We start from the raw sequence: 22,401 nt of genomic DNA on the forward strand, positions 1-22,401 counted from the left end.
CTCGGTACGTCTTAAGGGCGGTCCACGAGTCGTCCTTCGAACTCCGGTTTGCCCGGAACCAGAAAGAGGCGATACCACTCGACATCTTTTCGCTGGGCGAATTCGACATCAGCGAGGTTCGTGCTCTCGCCGAGGCTCAATTGATCGATTCCGAGATTTTGCGCGGCCGCATAGATCGAATAATCGCCCGGCTCCACGCCTGCGGAATATGCAGGCTCATTGTCGATCACCGACATGACGTGAACGCGTCCGCTCTCGGATCGGAAGTGGACGCAGGTGATCCGCTGCCATTCATCGAAGGCGGGCGGCCGGCTAGCGGCGACCAGCTCGACCCAATGGTCATTAAGATCAGCTTCGGTATTGATCATGCGGAACGTGGGCGCGCCTGCAAAGCCCCGTTTGGCCTTCTCGTCATTCCAATTTTCATCAGCACCAAGCGGTCTGCGCGGATCGTCGCAGACGACGATTTGATAGTGACTCGCAAACAACCGCGCGGCGCCAAGCAGCTGCTGTTCCATTAGCGGAGACCCACTTCACGATTACGGTTCAATTCTCGATCTTGTATCCCGTCGCCTTGACGATCGGCTGCCAGAACGCCGTGTTGGCGGCGAGCTCCTTCGAAAGCCCGTCCGCATTGCTCCCGACCGGAATCAACCCGATCGCGGTGAGCTTCTCCTTCACCTCCGGCTTGGCCAGCATCGCGACCGCGGCTGCGCTGAGCTTTTCGGCAAAATCCGGCGGGCTGCCGGCGGGGAGCCACATGCCGTACCAGCCGTCGGCAACGAGATCGATGCCGCTTTCCTTCAGCGTCGGCACGTCGGGGACGAACGTCGAGCGCTCTGCGCTTGCAATCGCGAGGATCCTCACGCCGTTGGCACGATGCTGCGCGATCGCATCGGATACCGTGGTGATGCCGAACGGCAGATGGCCGGCGATGAGATCATTCATGACCAGCGCACTCCCGCGATAGGGCGCCCGGGTCATTGAAAGATCAAGCATCTGTTCAAGTCGCCATCCGAGGAAGTGCGGGATGTTGCCGCTGCCTGGTGTCCCATAGGCGGCCTTTGCGACATTTGCCCTCAACCAGGTGACGAGTTCACTGAAACTACCCACCCCGATCGCGGGACTTGCAACGACGGCAAACTCGAAGCGAACCAGTTGCGACACGGGGACGAAATCCCTGGCCGCGTCGAAGCTCGGTTGATTCTCCACCATCGGCAGCAGGTACATGGTCGGACCCGTCGTCACCAAGATTGTATTGCCGTCGGAGCTTGCGCCCTTCACGGCCCTGATTCCGATCAACCCGTCACCACCGGTACGATTCTCGACGATCATGGTTCGCCCAAGCGGGGCGCCGAATTGCTCGGCTATGAGACGACACAAGGCATCACCGCTGCCGCCTGCCGCGAACGGGAAGATGATGCGCGTCAGCGGTCCGGATTGAGCATGTGCGCCACTGGCCTGCCCCAGCAAGGGCAGCGAGAGGCCTCCGCCGATGAAGCTGCGTCGGTCCACGTCATCCTCCCTCGTTATTGATTATTCGAGGCATAGACTGCCCGGGCCTCGGCCGACAAGGGCGCCGTTAGGCCTATTTACCGGCTCCGCTGCCTTGCGCCGGCCACCGTCCTGCTGCAAAAGCTAGCCGCATCGGCGCCGCCCCTTTTTGCTCCGCCGGACCAACGACAGAGCAATTTGACGACCGCCATGGCCAGCCCCGAACTCAGTCAATTCCGCCGCATCGTCGTCAAGGTCGGCTCCGCGCTGCTGGTCGATTCCGACAAGGGCGAGGTGCGGGCATCCTGGCTCGCCGCGCTTGCCGACGACATGGCCAAGCTGCACAGGGAGGGGCGCGACGTCCTCGTCGTCTCCTCCGGCTCGATCGCGCTCGGCCGCAGCCGCCTCAAGCTGCCGCGCGGCCCGCTCAAGCTGGAAGAGAGCCAGGCCGCCGCCGCCGTCGGCCAGATCGCGCTGGCGCGGATCTGGTCCGAGGTGCTCGGGGCACACGACATCGGCGCCGGCCAGATCCTGGTGACGCTCCAGGACACCGAGGAACGCCGTCGCTATCTCAATGCACGCTCCACCATCGGCAAGCTGCTGGAGTGGCGCGCGATCCCCGTGATCAATGAGAACGACACGGTCGCCACCAACGAGATCCGCTACGGCGACAATGATCGCCTCGCCGCGCGCGTCGCCACCATGGCGAGCGCCGACTTGCTCGTGCTGCTGTCCGACATCGACGGGCTCTACGACGCTCCACCGAAGAACAATCCGAACGCAAAGCTCATTCCGGTGGTCGAGAGCATCTCCTCGGAGATCGAAGCCGTGGCGGGAGACGCCGAGTCCGAGCTGTCGCGCGGCGGCATGCGCACCAAGGTCGAGGCGGCCAAGATCGCGACCACCGGCGGCACGCATATGCTGATCGCCTCCGGCAAGATCGAGCATCCCTTGCAGGCGATCGCCGACGGCGGCCGCTGCACCTGGTTCCTGACGCCGGCCAATCCCATCACCTCGCGAAAGCGCTGGATCGCGGGCACGCTGGAGCCGAAGGGCACGCTGACCATCGACGCCGGCGCAGTGACGGCGCTGCGTGCCGGCGCCAGCCTGCTGCCGGCCGGCGTGATCAAGGTCGAGGGCCAGTTCGCCCGCGGCGATGCCGTGATCGTGCGCGGCCCCGACACCAGCGAGGTCGGCCGCGGCCTGATCGCCTACGACGCAGAGGTCGCCGAGCGGATCAAGGGCCGCTCGTCCCCTGATGTAATGACCATCCTCGGCATCAGCGGAAGATCGGAGATGATCCACCGCGACGATCTGGTGGTGGGCGGGTAAGGGCCGAAGAGCACCCAAGCCGTCATGCCCGGGCTCGTCCCGGGCATCCACGTCCTTTCGAAGGCCGGGTAAGACGTGGATGGCCGGGTCAAGCCCGGCCATGACGTTGGGGCTAGGCCGGTGGCCGAGCCCAGCAACCGCCCGCCGGGCCCCTGCCATACCCTCCCCGCCCTTCGCAAAAGCGGGATTTCCGTGCTAGGACACCGCCTTAGCAGAAGGTTTTGACCCCCATGGCCGCCCCCCTCAAAGCCGTTGACGGCAATGCCGATCGGACTACCGATCTCTTGGCGCTGATGTCCGATCTCGGAACCCGCGCCCGCGCTGCCGCGCGCGTGCTGGCGCTGGCGCCGCCGGAGCAGAAAAACCGGGCGCTGGAAGCCATGGAGCGGGCGATCCGCGCGAGCTCTGCGGCGATCCTCGCCGCCAATGCCGAGGACGTCGCCGAAGCCCGCGCCTCCGGCAATGCCACCTCCTCCTTCATCGACCGCCTGACGCTGACGCCGGCCCGCATCGAGGGCATGGCCGAGGGCATCGGCATCGTACGCGGCATCGCCGATCCCGTCGGCATCGTCACCGAGAGCTGGCAGCGGCCAAACGGCATGAGGATCGAGCGCGTGCGCGTGCCGCTCGGCGTCGTCGGCGTGATCTTCGAGAGCCGTCCGAACGTTGCGGCCGACGCCGGCGTGCTGTGCCTGAAGTCCGGCAATGCCGTGATCCTGCGCGGCGGCTCAGACAGTTTTCGGTCCTGCCGCGCGATCCATGAATGCCTGGTGCAGGGCCTGCGTGAAGCCGGCCTGCCTGAAGCTGCGATCACGCTGGTCCCAACGCGCGACCGCGCGGCCGTCGGCATGATGCTCTCGGGCCTGAACGGCGCCGTCGACGTGATCGTGCCCCGCGGGGGAAAAAGCCTCGTCGCGCGCGTCGAGCAGGAAGCGCGCGTGCCTGTGTTCGCGCATCTGGAAGGCGTCAACCACGTCTATGTCGATGCCAGCGCCGACCTCGCGATGGCGAAGTCGCTCGTGCTCAACGCAAAAATGCGCCGCACCGGGGTCTGCGGCGCGGCCGAGACGCTGCTGGTCGATCGCGCCGCGGCCGGCAAAAATCTGAAGCCGCTGGTCGAGATGCTGATCGAGGCGGGCTGCGAAGTACGCGGCGACGAAACGGTGCAAGGAACGGATGCGCGCGTAAAACCTGCGAGCGAAGACGATTGGGACACCGAATATCTCGACGCGATCATCGCGGCGAAGGTCGTCGACGGCGTCGATGGCGCAATCGCGCACATTCAGAACCATGGCTCGCATCACACCGATGCGATCGTGAGCGCAGATGAGGCGGCTGCGAAGAAATTCCTGAGCGAGGTCGATTCCGCGATCGTGCTGCACAACGCCTCCACGCAGTTCGCCGATGGCGGCGAGTTCGGCTTCGGCGCCGAGATCGGGATTGCGACCGGCCGCTTCCACGCCCGCGGCCCGGTCGGGGCCGAGCAGCTGACGAGCTTCAAATATCGCGTTCACGGCACCGGTCAGACACGGCCGTAAGTAACGTCGCGGGGCGCGGACATTGAGTAACAATTTCGTCGCCCCCCGCTTCTTCGCGCAGGCGATACCGCCCTACACCGAAGGCATGCGCATCGGCCTGCTCGGCGGCTCGTTCAATCCGCCGCACCAGGCGCATCGCGCGATCAGCCAGTTCGCGCTGAAGCGCCTTCAGCTCGACCGCGTGTGGTGGCTGGTGACTCCGGGCAATCCGCTGAAGGAGAACGGCAATCTGCATGAGCTCGGGGAGCGCATGCAGGCCGCGCGCGACGTCGCCGATGATCCCAGGATCGAGGTCAGCTGTCTCGAATCCGTCATCCGCACGCGCTACACTATCGACACGATCAACACCTTGCGCCGCCGCCTCAGCGGCCTGCGCTTTGTCTGGATCATGGGCGCCGACAATCTCGCTCAATTCCATCGTTGGCAGCACTGGCGGCGCATCGCCGGCCAGGTGCCGATGGCAGTCATCGACCGCCCGCCGCAGAGTTTTCGCGCCCTCGCCTCCCCCGCCGCCCAGGCGCTGGCGCGCTATCGCCTCCCCGAGAACAAGGCAGCGCTGCTTGCGGATCAGCCGGCGCCGGCCTGGGTTTTCCTGACCGGAATGAAGCTGAATCTGTCCTCGACCGGCTTACGGAACCCGGACGGGAGCTGGAAAGGTACAATGTGAGGACAAGTGCGCGGATCTCGTGTGGGCTTCAGCCTCTCTGGCATATTGAAACCCTTAACCCCACATGATGTAGTGTAACCGGTGAGCGCCGGATTCGGCGTTCGCGATACAGTGAAAGGAATGGTCCCTGACCACATCTGTATTGTCCAAGTCAGCTTCGACGAAGTCTGTTTTACCCAAGGTTGCCAAGCCGGCGCGTAAAACATCAGCCAAAGCTGCGGCCTTGAAGGCGCAACCCGACGCCGACAAGACGCTGAGCCTGATCCTCTCCCGCCTCGACGACATGAAGGCGGAAGAGACGGTCACCATCGACCTTCGCGGCAAATCGGCGTACTCCGACTACATGATCGTCACCACCGGCCGGGTGAACCGGCACGTTGGCGCGATCGCGGAAAACGTCGCCAAGGGCCTCAAGGAAAACGGCATCAAGAACATCCATGTCGAGGGCTTGCCCAATTGCGACTGGGTGCTGATCGATTCCGGCGACGTGATCGTGCACGTGTTCAGACCCGAGGTCCGCGAGTTCTACAATCTCGAGCGATTGTACACGCAGGGCCCAGGGGCTGCGAAAGCGATCGCGGCGAAGGCGATCTAGGCTGATCGAGCCGATTTCGAATCGGCTGACGCGCATGCTAGCGTCGTGCGCGCGCCATTTGCGCGCGGTCTTGAAAACACGACCCTGAAGATATCAGACCCCTGAAGATATCATGCGCGTTGCTGTCATTGCGGTGGGACGGCTGAAGCAGGGCCCCGAACGGGAGCTTGCCGACCGCTATTTCGAGCGGTTCGACGAGGCCGGCCGCAAGCTCGGATTCCGCGAGCTCCTGGTCCACGAAATCCCCGAGAGCCGCGCGCGCGACACCGCGACGCGGATGACCGAAGAGGCCGCCGCGATCTCCGCGCATATTCCGGACAAATCGATCCTGGTGGCACTGGACGAGCGCGGGCAAAATCTCGACTCCACCGTATTCGCACGGCATCTCGGACGCTGGCGAGACGAGGGAGCCGGACATACTATCTTCGTGATCGGAGGGGCGGACGGACTTTCGCCCGAATTGCGCCGTAAGGCGAAGCTCGCGATCGCGTTCGGCTCTGCGACCTGGCCGCACCAAATGGTCCGCGTCATGCTTCTGGAACAGCTTTATCGGGCCGCCACCATTCTGGCCGGCCACCCCTATCACCGCGCGTGATGCGCGCCACAACGAGCACCTTTGCCGACACGATGCGAGCGCCGCTCCTCAACCTGTTGCTGATCACAAGCGTTGCCGGCGCAAGCCTCGCGCAAGCCCAGACCGCGGCGCCGGCGCCCCAGACCGCCGCCGTCTCGCCCGACGCCATCAAGCAGCGCGAGCAGGAGCTCGAAGCCGCGCGTGCCAGGCAGAAGAGCGCGGAAGAGGCGCAGGCCAAGCTCAAGGCCGAGATCACCTCACTCGGCCAGGACCGTACCCAGCTCAATCAGCAGCTGATCGACACCGCCGCCAATGTGCGCAACGTGGAGACCAAGATCGACGAGACCGAAGCCCGGTTGCGCGCGCTCAACGGACGCGAGCAGGCGATGCGCTCCTCGCTCGATTCGCGCCGTGCCGACATCGTCGAGGTGCTGGCAGCACTGCAGCGGGCCGGACGGCGCACGCCGCCTGCGCTGCTGGTGCGGCCCGAAGATGCGCTGCAATCACTGCGCACGGCGATGCTGCTCGGCGCCGTGGTGCCGGAGCTGCGCGGCCGCGCCGAAAGGATCGCAGGCGAGCTCGGCGAGCTCGTGGCCTTGCGCAAGAATATCGCCACCGAGCGCGACCAGCTCGCCTCCGATCGGGACAAGGTCAGGAGCGACCAGACCCGGCTCACCGCCCTCGTCGACGAGCGGCAGCGCCAGCAGGCGGCACGCGAAAAGGACCTCGATGCCGAGAATTCGCGCGCCATCGCGCTTTCGAGACAGGTCGGCGATCTCCAGGGCCTGATCACCAAGATGGAGCAGGATCTGCAGAGCGCAGCCAAGGCCGCCGAGAAGGCAGCCGAGGCCGCAAGGCAGGCCGAGGCCAAGGCGGCCGCAAGCGCGAGCGTCAAGTCCGGCCCGGGCGTGTTCAAGGACCGGTCCCGGACCACCCCCGCGATCGTCTTTGCCTCCGCCAAGGGTCTCCTGCCTCTTCCGGTTAACGGTAACAAGATCAGGGATTTCGGCGGTTCCGACGGGGCCGGCGGGGTCCAGAAGGGCATTTCCCTGGCGACCAAGCCCGGCTCCCAGGTCACAACGCCGTGTGACGGCTGGGTGGTCTATTCAGGCCCGTTCCGCAGCTATGGACAACTCTTGATCCTCAATGCCGGGGGCGGGTATCATGTCCTGATCGCCGGGATGGAGCGCATTTCGGTCAACATCGGACAGTTTGTGCTCACGGGGGAGCCGGTCGCGACGATGGGATCGACCTCTCAGGTCGCCTCCATTCTCGCGACGAACGCGAGTCAACCTGTGCTGTATGTCGAGTTCCGTAAGGACGGCACTCCAATCGATCCAGGCCCATGGTGGGCCGCAAATGAAGGCGAGAAGGTTCGCGGATGATGCGCAAGACTTCAGTAATCCTCCTCAGCGCGGCCACCGGTGCGGCGCTGATGCTGTTCGTGACCCAGCCGCGTGCGGTGTTCATGGGCTCCAGCGCGCGAGCCGCCACCGCAGACACCTATCGTCAGCTCAATCTGTTCGGCGACGTCTTCGAGCGCGTGCGCTCCGACTATGTCGAGAAGCCCGACGACACCAAGCTGATCGAATCCGCCATCAGCGGCATGCTCACCGGCCTCGATCCGCATTCGAGCTACATGGACGCCAAGAGCTTCCGCGACATGCAGGTGCAGACCCGCGGTGAGTTCGGCGGCCTCGGCATCGAGGTCACGATGGAAGACGGCCTGATCAAGGTGGTCTCGCCGATCGACGACACCCCGGCTTCGCGCGCCGGTGTCATGGCCAACGACATCATCACCAATCTCGACGACGAGGCGGTGCAGGGCCTGACGCTGAACCAGGCGGTCGAGAAGATGCGCGGCCCCGTCAATACCAAGATCAAGCTCAAGATCATCCGCAAGGGTCAGGACAATCCGATCGACGTCACCCTGGTGCGCGACAACATCCGCGTCCGCTCGGTGCGCGCACGCGTCGAGGCCGACGACATCGCCTATATCCGCATCACCACCTTCAACGAGCAGACCACCGAAGGCCTGAAGCGCGAGGTCGCCAACCTCTCGAACCAGATCGGCGACAAGCTGAAGGGCTACATCATCGACCTCCGCAACAATCCGGGCGGCCTGCTCGAGGAAGCAGTCACTGTCTCCGACTCGTTCCTGGAGAAGGGCGAGATCGTGTCGACCCGCGGCCGCAATGCCGAGGAGACCCAGCGTCGCACCGCGCATTCGGGCGATCTGACCAAGGGCAAGCCTGTTATTGTGCTGGTCAATGGCGGCTCGGCCTCGGCCTCGGAGATCGTCGCCGGCGCGCTGCAGGACCACAAGCGCGCGACCATCGTCGGCACGCGCTCGTTCGGCAAGGGCTCGGTGCAGACCATCATTCCGCTCGGAAGCGGCAATGGCGCGCTGCGGCTGACCACGGCGCGCTATTACACGCCGTCGGGCAAGTCGATCCAGGCCAAGGGCATCGTGCCCGACATCGAAGTGCTGCAGGACGTGCCGGACGAGCTGAAGTCGCGCACCGACACCAAGGGCGAGGCTTCGCTGCGCGGCCATCTGAAGAACGACGGCGACGAGAAGACCGGCTCGCAGTCCTACGTCCCGCCGGACGCCAAGGACGACAAGGCGCTCAAGCTCGCCGACGACCTGCTCCACGGCATCAAGAACAGCGCCTCCGCCGCGCCCACCCCCGGCGGCGACAACAAGGCCACGACCGACAAGCCCAAAGCGGCGAACTAAGTCGGCGTATCCGCGCGATCCCACGAAAGGGCGGCTCCTGGGAGCCGCCCTTTTTGCTTGGAACTCCTGGTTGCTGATAACTCCTGGCATCCCCGGCCTATCCCGGCCTGCCGCCGCTTGACCCCGGCGTGGTATCGTCATTGGCAGTGATTCGGGATCGCGCATGACTGAAACGGCCGATGATCTGAGCGCCCCGCTCGGACAGGACAAGCCGCGCCGGAAACGCCGGCTGCGGCTGCCGTTCACGGCCATGCAGGCGCTCGCCGTGCTGCTCGGCCTGTTCCTCCTCACCTTTGCCGGCTTCGCCATCTTCAACAAGGATCCGCTCGGCGGCGAGCCGATGACGCGGATCGCCATCAGCGAGAAGGGCGCCGACAAGGCTGCCGACGAGAAGCCGGCCGCCGGCCAGGACAGCAAGCAAGCTAGCAAGCAGGACGGCAAGCACGACAGCCAGGAGGCGCCGAAGCAGGCCGCCCCCGGCGAGCAGAAGACCGTCACCATGATCGACGGCTCCACCGGCGCCCGCCACGACGTGGTGATCGGCGAGGACGCAGGCGACAAGGCCGGGGCCCCTTCGGCCCCGCCGCCGGTCATGGCCGGGATCAATCCAAAACTGCTTGAGAAGTCACGCTACGGCATGATCCCGGTGGTCGCCGACGGGCTGAAGCCGTTCAACGTCTATGCGGCGGACGCCGATCGCGCCAAGGCCGCCAAGATGCCCGTGGTCGCCATCGTGATCGGCGGCCTCGGCGTCGGCGCCGCCAAGACCGCCGATGCCATCATGAGGCTGCCGGCAGCGGTGACGCTGGCCTTCACGCCCTACGGCACCGATCCCGGCAAGCTCGCCGAACGGGCCCGCGCGCAGCGCCACGAGATCTTCCTCCAGATCCCGATGGAGCCCTACGACTTCCCCGACAATGATCCGGGACCGCAGACGCTGCTGACCTCGCTCAGCGCCGACCAGAACATGGACCGCCTGTACTGGCATTTCAGCCGGATGCAGGGCTATGCCGGCATCACCAATTTCATGGGCGCCCGCTTCGTCGCGACGGAGCCGGCGATGCAGCCGATCATCCGCGAGGCGGCCAAGCGCGGCCTCGGTTTCTTCGACGACGGCTCCTCGCCCCGCAGCATTGCAGCCCAGGCCGCGGCGAACCAGGCCATGCCGTTCGGCAAGGGCGACATCGCGATCGACGTGGTGCCGACCCCGACCGAGATCGACCGCGCCCTGAACAAGCTCGAATCGGCGGCACGCGAGCGCGGCGCGGCTGTCGGCACCGCCTCCGCCCTTCCCGTCTCGATCGAGCGCATCGGCGCCTGGACCAAGACATTGGGCGACCGGGGTATCCTTTTGGTGCCATTGACAACCGCGATGCTGAAATCAAAATCCAGCTAAATCAACGGATTGGTACGGCACGGGTCCCGCGGGACCGGTCAAGCCGCAACCAGCAGCATGCGAGAGGTCTGGCGGAATGGCGCGTTACGAGGATCTGCCCTACCGGACCTGCGTCGGTGTGATGCTGATCAACACAGAGGGACGGGTGTTCATCGGCCGCCGCGCCGGCGGCATCGAGCATGTCGACGACACCCATGTCTGGCAGATGCCGCAAGGCGGCGTCGATCCCGGCGAGGACACCTGGGAAGCCGCCAAGCGCGAGCTCTATGAGGAGACCAGCGTGCGCTCGGTCGAGCGGCTCGGCGAGGTCCCGGACTGGCTCACCTACGACATTCCGCGCACGGTCGCCGGGCGCGCCTGGAAGGGCCGCTACCGCGGCCAGCGCCAGAAATGGTTCGCCGTGCGCTTCACCGGCAAGGACAGCGAGATCAATGTCGCCAATCCTGGCGGCGGCGGCCACAAGGCCGAATTCGTGAGCTGGCGCTGGGAACCGATGAAGAATCTGACCGGGCTGATCATTCCCTTCAAGCGCCCGGTCTATGAGCGCGTGGTGCAGGAATTTTCTGCGCTGGCGGACCAATAAATCGAATTGTCGTCCCAGCTTCGGTGCTAATGCATCGCCGGAACGACGACGAGAGATTTGCGCGTGACGAATGAAAAGCCCTACCGCCCCAACGTGGGGATCGCTCTCTTCAACACCGAAGGCCGCGTGCTGATCGGCCATCGCTTCAAGGGCGACGGTCCCGAGATCATCCTGCCCGGCCTCGATTGGCAGATGCCGCAGGGCGGCGTCGACGACGGCGAGAATTTGCGCGATGCCGCGATGCGCGAGCTCTGGGAGGAGACCAGCGTCAAGAGCGCGGACTATCTCGGCGAGACCGATTGGCTCAGCTACGAATTCCCGCCCTATGACGGACCGCAGACGCATCGCCTCGCGAAGTTTCGCGGCCAGCGGCAAAAATGGTTCGCGCTGCGCTTCACCGGCAAGGATGACGAGATCGACCCGCTGACGCCGCGCAACGGCCAGCCCGCGGAGTTCGATGCCTGGCGCTGGGAGCGCCTCGACCGTGTTGCCGATGTCGTGGTGCCGTTCCGGCGTGAGGTTTATCAAGCCGTCGCGCAGCAGTTCGCGGCCTTCGCAAACTGAAACCGCGAAATCAACCCCATGCACAGTAGAAGGCCGCCGCCGGCGCGGTGGGCTGTGGTTGTTGTGAAGCGATTGACACCGCGGAAGAAGTTCACAGCGCTGCGCAATCCGTCACGGGTGTCCAACCTCTCCCGCTTGCGGGGGAGGTCGGCGCGAAGCGCCGGGTGGGGGCTCTCTCCACCCAGGGAGTGTCCCGTTGCGGAGACACCCCCACCCCAGCCCTCCCCCGCAAGCGGGAGAGGGAGCGCATCTCGCGCCCGGCAGCGATCGGGCTCAATCAAAGCACGCGCTAATTGATCGGTCCCACCGTGAACGGGCCGAGCGCGATGACGTGGCAGTCGCTGTCGCGCTTGGCGCAGTCGGCGAGTGCGGAGGTGACGGCGGCCTGCTCGTCGGCGGCCTTGAGGCCGAGGCCTGGCCGGCCCGCGGTGCCGACCGCGACCGCGTTCCAGCCCATGCCGTCACCGAGCTTGCGCACGACCTCGCCGCGCGCATCCGCCACGATCGAGGCGTTGGAGGCGGCATTGAAGAAGCCGGTGATCCTGAACAGCGTCGGGATCGGAACGACGAAATTGTCGTCGATCGCGACCACGAGGCACGCCACGCCGGCAATCGCGCCGCACGATTCCAGCGAACGGCGCGCTGCATCTTCGGCGGACGAGGCGCCGAGCACCATGAAATATTGTCCGCCGGGGCCGAGCGCAACCGAGCGGGATTTCGCCGCCGGCACGAACATATTCTCGAGCCGGACCTTTTGCGGTTCGCGCACCATCGGAAACTCCTTCGATGCGAAGCTCCGCTCGGTCATGGCGTCATGCCGGAAATAGGGAGACGGCGGCATCGGCGGCTTGCCGTGCGTGTAGACGACGTTGTTGCCGACCGCATAGAGCTCGCAGCGCCGCGGCGATTGCGCGGCATCGGCGCGCTTCTGGCACTGCTCGATCGCGGTGTTGCGCGCGGCCTCCTCGTTCGGCTGATTCAGGGCCGAGCCGGTGAAGCCGCCGACATTGAGCGCGAAGGCCTTGTAGTCGCCGGCGGTGGAATAGTCTCCGGCCAGGTAGTTGCGGACGCGCTCGTTGATGAAGGGCACGCTGTCGGCCGCAAACTTGCCCGCTATCGGCGCGGCCGAGGGTGACGGCGCAGGCATCGGCGCCATCGCAGCGCCAGCATTCTGCGGCGCCATCGGCGACATCGGCGCCTTGGCGAGCTGCGTCGGCGCGGAGCTCGGCTCCGCGCTTGGTGCTGCGGCCGGCGTCGCCGCGACATTCGCCGTCTGCTTGAGCTTGGTGTTGTAGAGGAAGCCGGTGACGCCGATGGCGGCGATCGAGACGACTGCGACCACCAGCGGCCACATCCATACCGGCGCCGTGGCGAGCTTTGAGCCCGCCTTCTTCAGCTGCGGCTTGCTATAGCTGCCGTCCTCGCGCCGCATCGCCACCATGTAGGCATGCACCGGCGTCGGGATGTTCTTGACCTCCTGCGCGCCGATATCGGCGAACTGCACCGAGAGCTTGTTGGCGACCTGCTCATGCACTGCGCGCGAGACGCAGATGCCGCCGACCTCGGCGAGACCCTCCAGCCGCGCCGCGATGTTGACGCCGTCGCCGAGCAGATCGCCGTTGCGCTCGACCACGTCGCCGATGGTGATGCCGATGCGGAACGACATCTGCCGGCTCGGCGGATAGGCCATGTTGCGGGTCCGCAGGGTTTCTGAATGTCGATCGCGCAACGCACCGCATCGACCGCGCTCGGGAATTCCGCGAGCACGGCATCGCCCGCCGTATTGAAGATGCGCCCGCCGGCCCTCGCGATGAAATCGTCGACAACTTCGCGATAGGAGGCCAGACGCCGCAGCGTCTCCTCCTCGTCTTCCGCGACCAGTCTCGAGTAGCCGGCAATATCGGCCGCGAAAATCGCTGCGATCTTGCGTTTCATCCGCCACCGGCCCCCGGACCAAATTCGCACCGGCAGAATGCCGTTATCGGCGGCGGGGTGCAACAAAGTTTCAGCGCCCGCCACCGGTGTGACGAGCGCTGCACTTTGGTCAGGGAATGTCTTGCAGGAATTCTCGTTCGAGCCCCGGAGCGGTGCCCCGGGGCTTAGTGCATAGCCGTCGAGTTGAGCTGCTGCTGGATGCTCTTGAAGTGGTCGAGCCGCTCGATCGCCTGATCGAGCTCGCTGCCTTCGTGCTCCTTCAGCCCCTCTTCCATCTCCGAGACGGTCGCGGCGAACTGGGCGCGGTCGAGCTCGGCCAGCGATGTCGCGACGTCGGCGAGCACGGTCAGGCCCTTTTCGGAGACTTCGGCGAGACCGCCGAGCACGATGACCTTCTCATGGCGGCCAGCGGTGGTGATGGTGAGGATGCCCGGACGGATCGCGGCCACGACCGGCGCATGCCCTGCCAGCACGCCGAAATCACCCTCGACGCCGGGGATGTCGACCTGATCGACCTCGCCCGAGAAGGCGAGCTTTTCCGGAGAGACGAGATCGAAGTGGAAGGTGGCCATAACAAACCTGCGAATGGTGAGTAGCGAATGGCGATTGCTTGAAACAGGGAGCAGCTATTCGCCACTCCCTGTTCGCTATTCGCCAGCTTAGGCGGCTTCCGCCGCCAGCTTCTTGCCCTTCTCGACGGCTTCTTCGATCGTGCCGACCATGTAGAAGGCGGCTTCGGGCAGGTGGTCGTACTTGCCTTCCACCAGGCCCTTGAAGCCCTTGATGGTGTCGGCGAGCTCGACGAACTTGCCCGGCGATCCCGTGAAGATTTCGGCGACGTGGAACGGCTGCGACATGAAGCGCTCGACCTTGCGAGCGCGCGCCACCGTCAGCTTGTCCTCTTCCGAAAGCTCGTCCATGCCGAGAATGGCGATGATGTCCTGGAGCGCCTTGTAGCGCTGCAGCACCTGCTGGACCTGACGGGCGACCGCGTAGTGCTCCTCGCCGACGACCAGCGGGGAGAGCATGCGCGAGGTCGAGTCCAGCGGGTCCACCGCCGGATAGATGCCCTTTTCGGCGATCGAGCGCGACAGCGTGGTGGTCGCGTCAAGATGCGCGAACGAGGTCGCGGGCGCCGGGTCGGTCAAGTCGTCGGCCGGAACGTAGATGGCCTGCACCGAGGTGATCGAACCCTTCTGCGTGGTGGTGATGCGCTCCTGCAGCGCGCCCATGTCGGTGGCGAGCGTCGGCTGATAACCCACCGCCGAAGGAATGCGGCCGAGCAGCGCCGACACTTCCGAGCCGGCCTGGGTGAAGCGGAAGATGTTGTCGACGAAGAACAGCACGTCCTGGCCCTTGTCGCGGAAGTCTTCCGCGATGGTGAGACCCGTGAGCGCGACGCGGGCGCGGGCGCCGGGCGGCTCGTTCATCTGACCGAACACCAGCGCGCACTTCGACTTCACGCTCGGATCCGGATTCTTCGGATCGGCGTTGACCTTGGATTCGATGAACTCGTGATAGAGGTCGTTGCCCTCGCGGGTACGCTCGCCGACGCCGGCGAACACGGAGTAACCGCCGTGGGCCTTCGCGACGTTGTTGATCAGCTCCTGAATCAGCACGGTCTTGCCGACGCCGGCGCCGCCGAACAGGCCGATCTTGCCGCCCTTCGCATACGGAGCCAGGAGATCGACGACCTTGATGCCGGTGACCAGAATTTCAGCTTCGGTCGACTGGTCGGTGTAGCTCGGCGCGTCCTGATGGATGGGGCGCAGGCTTTCGGCGTTGACCGGGCCGGCTTCGTCGATCGGCTCGCCGATGACGTTGATGATGCGGCCGAGCGTGCCTTCGCCGACGGGAACGCGGATCGGCAGGCCGGTGTCGGTCACTTCCTGGCCGCGCACCAGACCTTCGGTCACGTCCATCGCGATCGTGCGCACGGTGGACTCACCGAGATGCTGCGCAACTTCCAGCACGAGGCGGATGTTGCCGTTCTTGGTTTCCAGCGAATTGAGAATGGCCGGGAGGTGGCCCTCGAACTGAACGTCGACGACGGCGCCCATGACCTGGGTGACGCGACCGACCGGGTTAGCTGCTGTAGCCATGAAGCTCTCCTTCGAAATTCTGTACTTGAACGACCGTCGTTGAATTCGTGCGTCAGACCGCCTCGGCGCCGGAGATGATCTCGATCAGCTCCTTGGTGATCTGGGCTTGACGGGTTCGGTTGTAGATCTGGGTTTGCTTGCGGATCATTTCGCCGGCGTTGCGGGTGGCGTTGTCCATCGAGCTCATCTGCGCGCCGTAGAACGAAGCGGTGTTCTCCAGCAGCGCGCGGAAGATCTGCACCGCGATGTTGCGCGGCAGCAGGCCCGAAAGGAGTTCGTCCTCCTCCGGCTCATATTCGTAGGACGTCGACGGCGCGTTCGCCGCCTTCTCTTCCACGACCAGCGGAATGATCTGCTGCGCGGTCGGGATCTGGGCGATCACCGACTTGAACTGCGCGTAGAACAGCGTGCAGACGTCGAACTCGCCGTTCTCGAAACGGGCCAGCACCTTCCTGGCGATGTCCTCGGCGTTGACGAAACCGAGCTGACGAACGCTGCGCAGGTCGAGATGCTCGACGATCTGCTTGTCGAACTGGCGGCGGAGCTGCTCATAGCCCTTGCGGCCGACGCAGAAGAATTTGACTTCCTTGCCCTGCGCCATCAGCGCCTGGGCACGATCGCGCGCGAGACGCACGATCGAGGAGTTGAAGGCGCCGGACAGGCCGCGCTCGCCGGTGCAGACCAGCAGCAGGTGGACCTGGTCCTTGCCGGTGCCGGCAAGCAGCGCCGGCGCGCCGGGCGAACCGGCGGCAGCGCTGGCGATGTTGGAGATCACCGCGCTCATCTTGTCGGCATAGGGGCGCGCAGCTTCGGCCGCCTGTTGGGCGCGGCGCAACCTGGACGCCGCGACCATCTGCATGGCCTTGGTGATCTTTTGCGTCGCCTTGGTGGAGGCGATGCGCACGCGCATGTCTTTAAGTGACGCCATTCTTCGTTCACCCCGGCGGTTCGATCTCTCGGATCAAGCCGCTAGCCTATCCCAGTCGTCATGCCCGGGCTCGTCCCGGGCATGCACGTGCCGTCTCACACGTCGCTGGACGTGGATGGCCGGGACTTCAATTGCGAAGACGCGCTTCGCGCTTTAGCCCGGCCGCGACGGTTCTTTCTTACGCGAAGCTCTTCGCAAAACCTTCGACAACCGACTTCAGCTTGGCAGCCACGTCGTCGGAGAGGTCGCGGGTATCGCGGATCGAATTGAGGATCTCGACGTTCTTGCCGCGCAGCAGCGACAGCAGGCCGTCCTCGAACGCGCGCACCTTGTTGACCGGGAGCGGATCGAGATAGCCGTTGGTGCCGGCCCAGATCACGCAGACCTGCTCTTCCATCTTCAGCGGCGCGAACTGCGGCTGCTTCAGGAGCTCGGTCAGGCGCGAGCCGCGGTTCAGCAGGCGCTGGGTCGAGGCGTCCAAGTCGGAGCCGAACTGCGCGAACGCCGCCATTTCGCGGTACTGCGCCAGCTCGCCCTTGATCTTGCCGGCGACCTTCTTGGTGGCCTTGGTCTGCGCCGAGGAGCCGACGCGCGACACCGACAGACCGACGTTCACCGCGGGACGGATGCCCTGGAAGAACAGGTCGGTTTCCAGGAAGATCTGACCGTCGGTGATCGAGATGACGTTGGTCGGAATGTAGGCCGACACGTCGTTGGCCTGGGTTTCGATGACCGGCAGTGCGGTCAGCGAGCCCGAGCCGTGATCCTTGCTGAGCTTGGCCGCGCGCTCGAGCAGACGGGAATGCAGATAGAACACGTCGCCCGGATAGGCTTCGCGGCCCGGCGGGCGGCGCAGCAGCAGCGACATCTGGCGGTAGGCGACGGCCTGCTTGGACAGATCGTCATAGATGATGACCGCGTGCATGCCGTTGTCGCGGAAGAACTCGCCCATGGTGCAGGCGGTGAACGGCGCGATGTACTGCATCGGCGCCGGATCCGACGCGGTGGCGGCGACGACGATCGAATATTCGAGCGCGCCCTGCTCTTCCAGCACCTTCACGAACTGGGCAACCGTCGAGCGCTTCTGGCCGACCGCGACGTAGACGCAGTACAGCTTGATGTTCTCGTCGGGCTGCGCGTTGAGCGGCTTCTGGTTCAGGATGGTGTCGAGCGCGATCGCGGTCTTGCCGGTCTGACGGTCGCCGATGATCAGTTCGCGCTGGCCGCGGCCGATCGGGATCAGGGCGTCGATCGCCTTGAGGCCGGTCGCCATCGGCTCGCTCACCGACTTGCGCGGAATGATGCCGGGCGCCTTGACGTCGACGCGCATGCGCTTGTCGGCCTGGATCGGGCCCTTGCCGTCGATCGGATTGCCGAGTGCGTCAACGACGCGGCCGAGCAGGCCCTTGCCGACCGGCGCGTCCACGATGGCGCGGGTGCGCTTGACGGTCTGGCCTTCCTTGATCTCACGGTCGCCGCCGAAGATCACGACGCCGACGTTGTCGGTTTCGAGGTTCAGCGCCATGCCGCGGGTGCCGTTCTCGAACTCGACCATTTCGCCGGCCTGGACGTTGTCCAGACCGTAGACGCGAGCGATACCGTCGCCGACGGACAGCACCTGTCCGACTTCGGAGACTTCAGCTTCCTGGCCGAAATTCTTGATCTGGTCCTTGAGGATCGCGGAAATTTCCGCGGCGCGGATGTCCATCAGCCTGCCTCTTTCATCGCGTGCTTGATCGAATTGAGTTTGGTGCGAAGCGAACTATCGATCATGCGGCTGCCGAGCTTGACGACGAGGCCACCGATGATCGAGGGATCGACATTCACGTTGAGCGCGACGTCCTTGCCGGTCACCGACTTCAGGGCAACCTTGAGGGCGTCGAGATTCTTGTCCGAAAGCGTTTCCGCCACGGTGACGTCGGCCGTCACCTCGCCCTTGAACCTGGCGACCAGGGCCCGGTAGGCGCGAATGACGTCGACCACCGCGAACAGGCGGCGATTGGCGGTCAGGACTTTCAGGAAATTGGCGGAGATGCCGGCGATGCCGGCCTTGGCCAGCACGGCCGACAGGGCCTTGGACTGGGCATCGGCTGCGAAAACCGGGCTGCGGACGAGGCGCCTCAGATCGGCGCTCTCGTTCAGCATGGCCTCGAATTTCTCGAGATCGGCTTTGACCTCGTCGACCACTTTCTGGTCGCGGGCCAGTTCAAACAAGGCCGTTGCATAACGGCCGGACACACCTGAAACGGACGTATCTTCTGCAGCCACAGACGCGCTCTTTTTGCTGTCAAACTCGCAAGGGAAAAACCGTCGCCACAAAGCGGCGCCAAGCGATCCAAGCCCTTGGAATTCAAGCGGGACTTCGATTTCCGGCCGACACGGGACGTGCCGGATCCGTTAAAATCGCGGCTTTGCTAACATAGCAGGCGCGCAGGTGCAACATGACGCCAAATTAAAGGCACGAGGTTCTGTCGCCAGTTCGTCGCACGCTGGATGCATCGATCACTACCCGATCCGACGACCGCTATCAGGGACTTGAGCAGGGAGATGGTGACGAGGTGCCCGTCAGGGAATTGTCGCGGGGGTTCTGCCGTGTCTCGCCTTGTTGGTTCCTGCTCTCAGCGCATAGCGGCCATGAACACGGATCGCTGAGGCGTGATTCCCGCCTCGCCGGCTCCACTCGCCGAATACTTAGCCAATTCTAAATGCTCAAGGTGATGACTTCGTTTTTACAGTATTTCGAAGTATTAAGTGAATTAACAAATCGTTAAAGGCGAAGATTACGGAACATCCGCTGAATATCTCGTCGCGGTAACAAGATGTTTCATGACGACACAGAATGGATTTACTGCCCAATTCACGCCTCATTAGGAATCGAAACGCCAACCCGCTCACAAACTGATGGGGGCTCCACTAGCCACATGTGTGGCAATACTAGCTTAGGGACCACTAAATGCTGTCTTTGAAGACGCTGGGCTTTGTGACCCGGCCACGCACGGCGATTGCTTTCGTAGCCGCAACTCTCCTCATCGGTGGAACTGCCACCGAAGCTTCCGCCAAATCCCGGCATCACCGGCATCATCATCACCGCCACCACGCTCAGACCGATACCAACGCGACCTCCGATTGGCGCAACGCCAATGCGTCGATGACGCCGACCTCGGGCACGGGCCACAGCTTCTCCGGCGTGGCCTCCTTTTACGGCAACGAGTCCGGCAGCCGCACGGCCTCGGGCCAGCGCTTCAACCAGAACGCCCTGACCGCGGCGCACCGCTCGCTGCCGTTCGGCACCAAGCTGCGCGTCACCCACCGCGGCCAGAGCGTTGTCGTCACCATCAATGACCGCGGCCCGTTCATTCGCGGCCGGGTTCTCGACCTCTCCACGGGCGCTGCCCGCGCCATCGGCCTCACCGGCGCCGGCGTCGGCCGCGTCACCGCGGAAGTCGTCTCCTAAGGCGCAACAAAGCGTCTCATCGAGCGCGCGCAGTTTTCATCAGTTTGATGCGCGCATGAAACAAGCCCGCGGTCTTGGGGGACCGCGGGCTTTTTGTTGCCTGCGTCATTCCGGGGCGCGACGAAGTCGCGAGCCCGGAATCCATCGGGCGACAGAATTGGCGGATAAATGGATTCCGGGCTCGCGCTTCGCGCGCCCCGGAATGACGACTGAGGATGTGGCCGCGACGGACTCTTACAAAAAGCTCTGCGGGTCGACGTCCACCTCTAGCTTCTGATTGCCCGTCGGCTTCGGGCAGACGGCGAGCCAATTGCGCAAATAGTCCGACAGATCGAAACCGCGCGCCGATTTCACCAGGATGCGGAAGCGGTAGCGGCCCTTGATCACGGCGAGCGGCGCTTCCGCAGGTCCCAGCACCACCACGCGCTCGTCGCGCGGGGCGAGCGCGACGAGGCGGCGGCCGAGACCCTCGGCGCTCGGGCGGTCGCCGGCGGAGATGATCAGGCTGGCGAGCCGGCCGAACGGCGGATACAGCGTGCGCTCGCGCAGATCGATCTCGCTGTCGTAAAAGGCCTCGCGGTCGCAGGCGATCAGCGCCTTCATCACGGGATGATCGGGCTGGTGGGTCTGGAGATAGCCGACGCCGCGGCCCTGCTCGCGCCCGGCGCGGCCGATCACCTGGTTGAGCAATTGCCAGGTGCGTTCCGCCGCACGCGGATCGCCGTTGGAAAGACCAAGATCCGCATCGACCACGCCGACCAGATTGAGCCGCGGGAAATTGTGGCCCTTGGCCACGAGCTGCGTGCCGATGATGATGTCGACGCGGCCCTCCGCGATCTCGGCAAGCTCCGAGCGCATCGTCTCGATCGAGGTGATGAGATCGCTCGACAGCACCATGGTGCGCGCCTGCGGAAACAGCGCCGCCGCCTCCTCCTGCAGGCGCTCGACGCCCGGGCCGACCGCGACCAGCGATTCCTCGGCCGAGCAATTCGGGCAGAGATGCGGACGCGGCATCGAGAAGCCGCAATGATGGCAGACCAGGCGCTGACGGAAACGGTGATCGACCAGCCAGGCATCGCAGATGGTGCAGGCGAAGCGATGGCCGCAGCCGCGGCACAGGGTCAGCGGCGCATAGCCGCGGCGATTGAGGAACAGCAGCGCCTGCTCGCGTTTCTCGATCGCTTTTCTGATCTCCCCGGCGAGCCGCGGCGAGATGAAGCGGCCGCGCGCCGGCGGCTCGCGGCGCATGTCGATGGCCTCGATATGCGGCATGTGCTGGCCACCGAAGCGCGAGGGCAGCGCGATGCGCTGATAGCGGTTCTTGCGCGCATTGACCTCGGACTCGACCGACGGCGTCGCCGAGGCCAGCACGACCGGGATCTTGGCGATATGCGCGCGCACCACCGCCATGTCGCGGGCGTGATAATGCACGCCCTCGTCCTGCTTGTAGGCCTGGTCGTGCTCCTCATCGACGACGATCAGCCCGAGATTGGCGTAGGGGAGAAACAGCGCCGAGCGTGCGCCGACCACGACCGGCGCGCTCCCTCCCGAGATCGCCGCCCAGTTCCGCGCGCGCGTGCGCGGCGTCAGCTCGGAATGCCATTCGATCGGCCGTACGCCGAAACGTTGCGCGAAGCGATCGAGGAACTGGCCGGTGAGCGCGATCTCCGGCATCAGGATCAGCGATTGCCTGCCGCGGCGGATGGCTTCCGCGATCGCCTCGAAATAGACCTCGGTCTTGCCGGAGCCGGTGACGCCGTCGAGCAATGCGACATGGAAGGTGCCGTTGGCGGCGAGCGCGCGCATCGTGTCGACCGCGGCGCGCTGCAGCGGGGTAAAGTCCGGCCGGCCGAAATCCGGATCGGGCACCGGCGGCGGCGGAGGCGGCGGCATCGGCTCGACCGTGAGCGTGCCCTCGTCGACGAGCCCGTCGATCACGCCTGAGGAGACGCCGGCTTCCTTGGCGGCTTCGGACTTGCCGTGGAGCAGCCGGTCCGACAGCACCTCGATCACGCGCTGGCGCGCCGGCGTCAGTCTTTTCGGCGGGTCGCCGACCAGGCGCACGCCGGGGCGCACCCGCTCGGGGCCGAGATTCTCGCCCATCCGCAGGCACATGCGCAGCACCATGCCGCGCGGGCTCAGCGTGTAATTGGCGACCCAGTCGACCACGGACCGCAGCTCGGGCTTGAGCGGCGGGATATCGAGCTTCTCGTTGACCTCCTTGAGACGGTTGTGCAGGCGCGGATCGGGATTGGCGTTCTCTCCCCAGACCACGGCCAGCACCTCGCGCGGCCCGAGCGGCACGGCGACGAGATCGCCCGCCTTCAGCTCCATCCCGCGCGGCACCTTGTAGGAATAGGTCTGGTCGAGCGCGACCGGCACCAGCACGTCGACCATGCCGGTCGCGTTGGTGGGGGCGGTGGTGCTGCGCGAGGTGTGATCCATGAACGAAGAATCGGAACCGGGGGCCTCAAGGCTAGCGCCCTGAGGCGGCCTTAG

At 65.1% G+C, this 22,401-nt stretch carries 19 protein-coding genes and 1 pseudogene; 11 read left to right on the forward strand and 9 right to left on the reverse strand.

The window, feature by feature from the left end; genetic code table 11:
• Positions 1 to 11: 11 nt before the first annotated feature.
• Entirely contained in the window at positions 12 to 518 is a 507-nt protein-coding gene (locus tag XH81_RS12435; RefSeq protein WP_028139193.1) for a hypothetical protein, read from the reverse strand.
• A gap of 28 nt (positions 519 to 546) precedes the next feature.
• Positions 547 to 1,515 (reverse strand): Bug family tripartite tricarboxylate transporter substrate binding protein, encoded by a 969-nt coding sequence (locus XH81_RS12440; RefSeq protein ID WP_028139194.1) that lies wholly within the window; start codon positions 1,513 to 1,515, stop codon positions 547 to 549.
• 189 nt (positions 1,516 to 1,704) lie between these two features.
• Between XH81_RS12440 and proB the strand changes: the two genes are divergently transcribed.
• The 10 genes from proB to XH81_RS12490 all read left to right on the forward strand — a co-directional run bounded on the left by proB (position 1,705) and on the right by XH81_RS12490 (position 11,483).
• Positions 1,705 to 2,826 (forward strand): glutamate 5-kinase, encoded by a 1,122-nt coding sequence (gene proB, locus XH81_RS12445; protein ID WP_028139195.1) that lies wholly within the window; start codon positions 1,705 to 1,707, stop codon positions 2,824 to 2,826.
• 230 nt (positions 2,827 to 3,056) lie between these two features.
• The gene (locus XH81_RS12450; protein ID WP_028139196.1) at positions 3,057 to 4,364 is read left to right on the forward strand and encodes a glutamate-5-semialdehyde dehydrogenase; all 1,308 of its coding nucleotides are present in this window, start codon (positions 3,057 to 3,059) and stop codon (positions 4,362 to 4,364) included.
• 22 nt (positions 4,365 to 4,386) lie between these two features.
• On the forward strand, positions 4,387 to 5,031 hold the full coding sequence (locus XH81_RS12455) for a nicotinate-nucleotide adenylyltransferase (protein ID WP_028139197.1): 645 nt from the start codon (positions 4,387 to 4,389) through the stop codon (positions 5,029 to 5,031).
• Between the two features lie 223 nt (positions 5,032 to 5,254).
• Positions 5,255 to 5,626 carry a ribosome silencing factor gene (gene rsfS, locus XH81_RS12460; protein WP_028139198.1) on the forward strand — a complete coding sequence of 124 codons (372 nt, stop codon included), beginning with the start codon at positions 5,255 to 5,257 and terminating at the stop codon, positions 5,624 to 5,626.
• A 112-nt stretch (positions 5,627 to 5,738) separates the two neighbouring features.
• The gene (gene rlmH, locus XH81_RS12465) at positions 5,739 to 6,221 is read left to right on the forward strand and encodes a 23S rRNA (pseudouridine(1915)-N(3))-methyltransferase RlmH (RefSeq protein WP_028139199.1); all 483 of its coding nucleotides are present in this window, start codon (positions 5,739 to 5,741) and stop codon (positions 6,219 to 6,221) included.
• Positions 6,222 to 6,253: 32 nt separating this feature from the next.
• A complete protein-coding gene (locus XH81_RS12470) occupies positions 6,254 to 7,585 on the forward strand; it encodes a murein hydrolase activator EnvC family protein (RefSeq protein WP_028139200.1) in 1,332 nt (443 codons plus the stop codon).
• Positions 7,582 to 8,940 (forward strand): S41 family peptidase, encoded by a 1,359-nt coding sequence (locus tag XH81_RS12475; protein WP_018318850.1) that lies wholly within the window; start codon positions 7,582 to 7,584, stop codon positions 8,938 to 8,940. The genes XH81_RS12470 and XH81_RS12475 overlap by 4 nt, the downstream gene beginning before the upstream one ends.
• A 163-nt stretch (positions 8,941 to 9,103) precedes the next feature.
• Positions 9,104 to 10,336: a divergent polysaccharide deacetylase family protein gene (locus XH81_RS12480; RefSeq protein WP_028139201.1), complete on the forward strand. Its 1,233-nt coding sequence runs from the start codon at positions 9,104 to 9,106 to the stop codon at positions 10,334 to 10,336.
• A 76-nt stretch (positions 10,337 to 10,412) separates the two neighbouring features.
• Entirely contained in the window at positions 10,413 to 10,919 is a 507-nt protein-coding gene (locus tag XH81_RS12485) for an RNA pyrophosphohydrolase (protein ID WP_028139202.1), read from the forward strand.
• Positions 10,920 to 10,982: 63 nt separating this feature from the next.
• The gene (locus XH81_RS12490) at positions 10,983 to 11,483 is read left to right on the forward strand and encodes an RNA pyrophosphohydrolase (RefSeq protein ID WP_028139203.1); all 501 of its coding nucleotides are present in this window, start codon (positions 10,983 to 10,985) and stop codon (positions 11,481 to 11,483) included.
• A gap of 289 nt (positions 11,484 to 11,772) precedes the next feature.
• Here XH81_RS12490 and XH81_RS12495 read toward each other — a convergent pair.
• The 6 genes and pseudogenes from XH81_RS12495 to XH81_RS12520 all read right to left on the reverse strand — a co-directional run bounded on the left by XH81_RS12495 (position 11,773) and on the right by XH81_RS12520 (position 18,716).
• Positions 11,773 to 13,418: pseudogene (locus tag XH81_RS12495) on the reverse strand (adenylate/guanylate cyclase domain-containing protein).
• A 164-nt stretch (positions 13,419 to 13,582) separates the two neighbouring features.
• Positions 13,583 to 13,990, reverse strand: a complete 408-nt coding sequence (locus XH81_RS12500; RefSeq protein ID WP_028139205.1) for a F0F1 ATP synthase subunit epsilon — start codon at positions 13,988 to 13,990, stop codon at positions 13,583 to 13,585.
• A gap of 87 nt (positions 13,991 to 14,077) precedes the next feature.
• Positions 14,078 to 15,520, reverse strand: a complete 1,443-nt coding sequence (gene atpD, locus XH81_RS12505) for a F0F1 ATP synthase subunit beta (RefSeq protein ID WP_028139206.1) — start codon at positions 15,518 to 15,520, stop codon at positions 14,078 to 14,080.
• Positions 15,521 to 15,572: 52 nt separating this feature from the next.
• Positions 15,573 to 16,448: a F0F1 ATP synthase subunit gamma gene (locus tag XH81_RS12510; RefSeq protein WP_018318857.1), complete on the reverse strand. Its 876-nt coding sequence runs from the start codon at positions 16,446 to 16,448 to the stop codon at positions 15,573 to 15,575.
• A gap of 178 nt (positions 16,449 to 16,626) precedes the next feature.
• Entirely contained in the window at positions 16,627 to 18,156 is a 1,530-nt protein-coding gene (gene atpA / locus XH81_RS12515) for a F0F1 ATP synthase subunit alpha (RefSeq protein ID WP_028139207.1), read from the reverse strand.
• Entirely contained in the window at positions 18,156 to 18,716 is a 561-nt protein-coding gene (locus XH81_RS12520) for a F0F1 ATP synthase subunit delta (protein WP_028139208.1), read from the reverse strand. The genes atpA and XH81_RS12520 overlap by 1 nt, the downstream gene beginning before the upstream one ends.
• A gap of 685 nt (positions 18,717 to 19,401) precedes the next feature.
• On the opposite strand from XH81_RS12520, the gene XH81_RS12525 reads away from it, so the two are divergent.
• On the forward strand, positions 19,402 to 19,902 hold the full coding sequence (locus XH81_RS12525; protein ID WP_028139209.1) for a septal ring lytic transglycosylase RlpA family protein: 501 nt from the start codon (positions 19,402 to 19,404) through the stop codon (positions 19,900 to 19,902).
• A 234-nt stretch (positions 19,903 to 20,136) separates the two neighbouring features.
• Here the strand turns inward: XH81_RS12525 and XH81_RS12530 are convergent, their stop codons facing one another.
• Positions 20,137 to 22,347, reverse strand: coding sequence for a primosomal protein N' (locus tag XH81_RS12530; protein ID WP_028139210.1), 2,211 nt, complete (start codon positions 22,345 to 22,347; stop codon positions 20,137 to 20,139).
• Positions 22,348 to 22,401 lie beyond the last annotated feature (54 nt).

Origin of the sequence: Bradyrhizobium sp. CCBAU 25360 (genome assembly GCF_028128695.1) — a bacterium.
GTDB classification, from domain to species: domain Bacteria; phylum Pseudomonadota; class Alphaproteobacteria; order Rhizobiales; family Xanthobacteraceae; genus Bradyrhizobium; species Bradyrhizobium ottawaense.

Coding starts and splice junctions, on each gene's coding strand:
- XH81_RS12435 (WP_028139193.1), bottom strand. CDS start 518: ATGGAACAGCAGCTGCTTGGCGCCGCGCGGTTGTTTGCGAGTCACTAT.
- proB (WP_028139195.1), top strand. CDS start 1,705: ATGGCCAGCCCCGAACTCAGTCAATTCCGCCGCATCGTCGTCAAGGTC.
- XH81_RS12450 (WP_028139196.1), top strand. CDS start 3,057: ATGGCCGCCCCCCTCAAAGCCGTTGACGGCAATGCCGATCGGACTACC.
- rlmH (WP_028139199.1), top strand. CDS start 5,739: ATGCGCGTTGCTGTCATTGCGGTGGGACGGCTGAAGCAGGGCCCCGAA.
- XH81_RS12470 (WP_028139200.1), top strand. CDS start 6,254: ATGCGAGCGCCGCTCCTCAACCTGTTGCTGATCACAAGCGTTGCCGGC.
- XH81_RS12475 (WP_018318850.1), top strand. CDS start 7,582: ATGATGCGCAAGACTTCAGTAATCCTCCTCAGCGCGGCCACCGGTGCG.
- XH81_RS12480 (WP_028139201.1), top strand. CDS start 9,104: ATGACTGAAACGGCCGATGATCTGAGCGCCCCGCTCGGACAGGACAAG.
- XH81_RS12485 (WP_028139202.1), top strand. CDS start 10,413: ATGGCGCGTTACGAGGATCTGCCCTACCGGACCTGCGTCGGTGTGATG.
- XH81_RS12500 (WP_028139205.1), bottom strand. CDS start 13,990: ATGGCCACCTTCCACTTCGATCTCGTCTCTCCGGAAAAGCTCGCCTTC.
- atpD (WP_028139206.1), bottom strand. CDS start 15,520: ATGGCTACAGCAGCTAACCCGGTCGGTCGCGTCACCCAGGTCATGGGC.
- XH81_RS12510 (WP_018318857.1), bottom strand. CDS start 16,448: ATGGCGTCACTTAAAGACATGCGCGTGCGCATCGCCTCCACCAAGGCG.
- atpA (WP_028139207.1), bottom strand. CDS start 18,156: ATGGACATCCGCGCCGCGGAAATTTCCGCGATCCTCAAGGACCAGATC.
- XH81_RS12525 (WP_028139209.1), top strand. CDS start 19,402: ATGCTGTCTTTGAAGACGCTGGGCTTTGTGACCCGGCCACGCACGGCG.
- XH81_RS12530 (WP_028139210.1), bottom strand. CDS start 22,347: ATGGATCACACCTCGCGCAGCACCACCGCCCCCACCAACGCGACCGGC.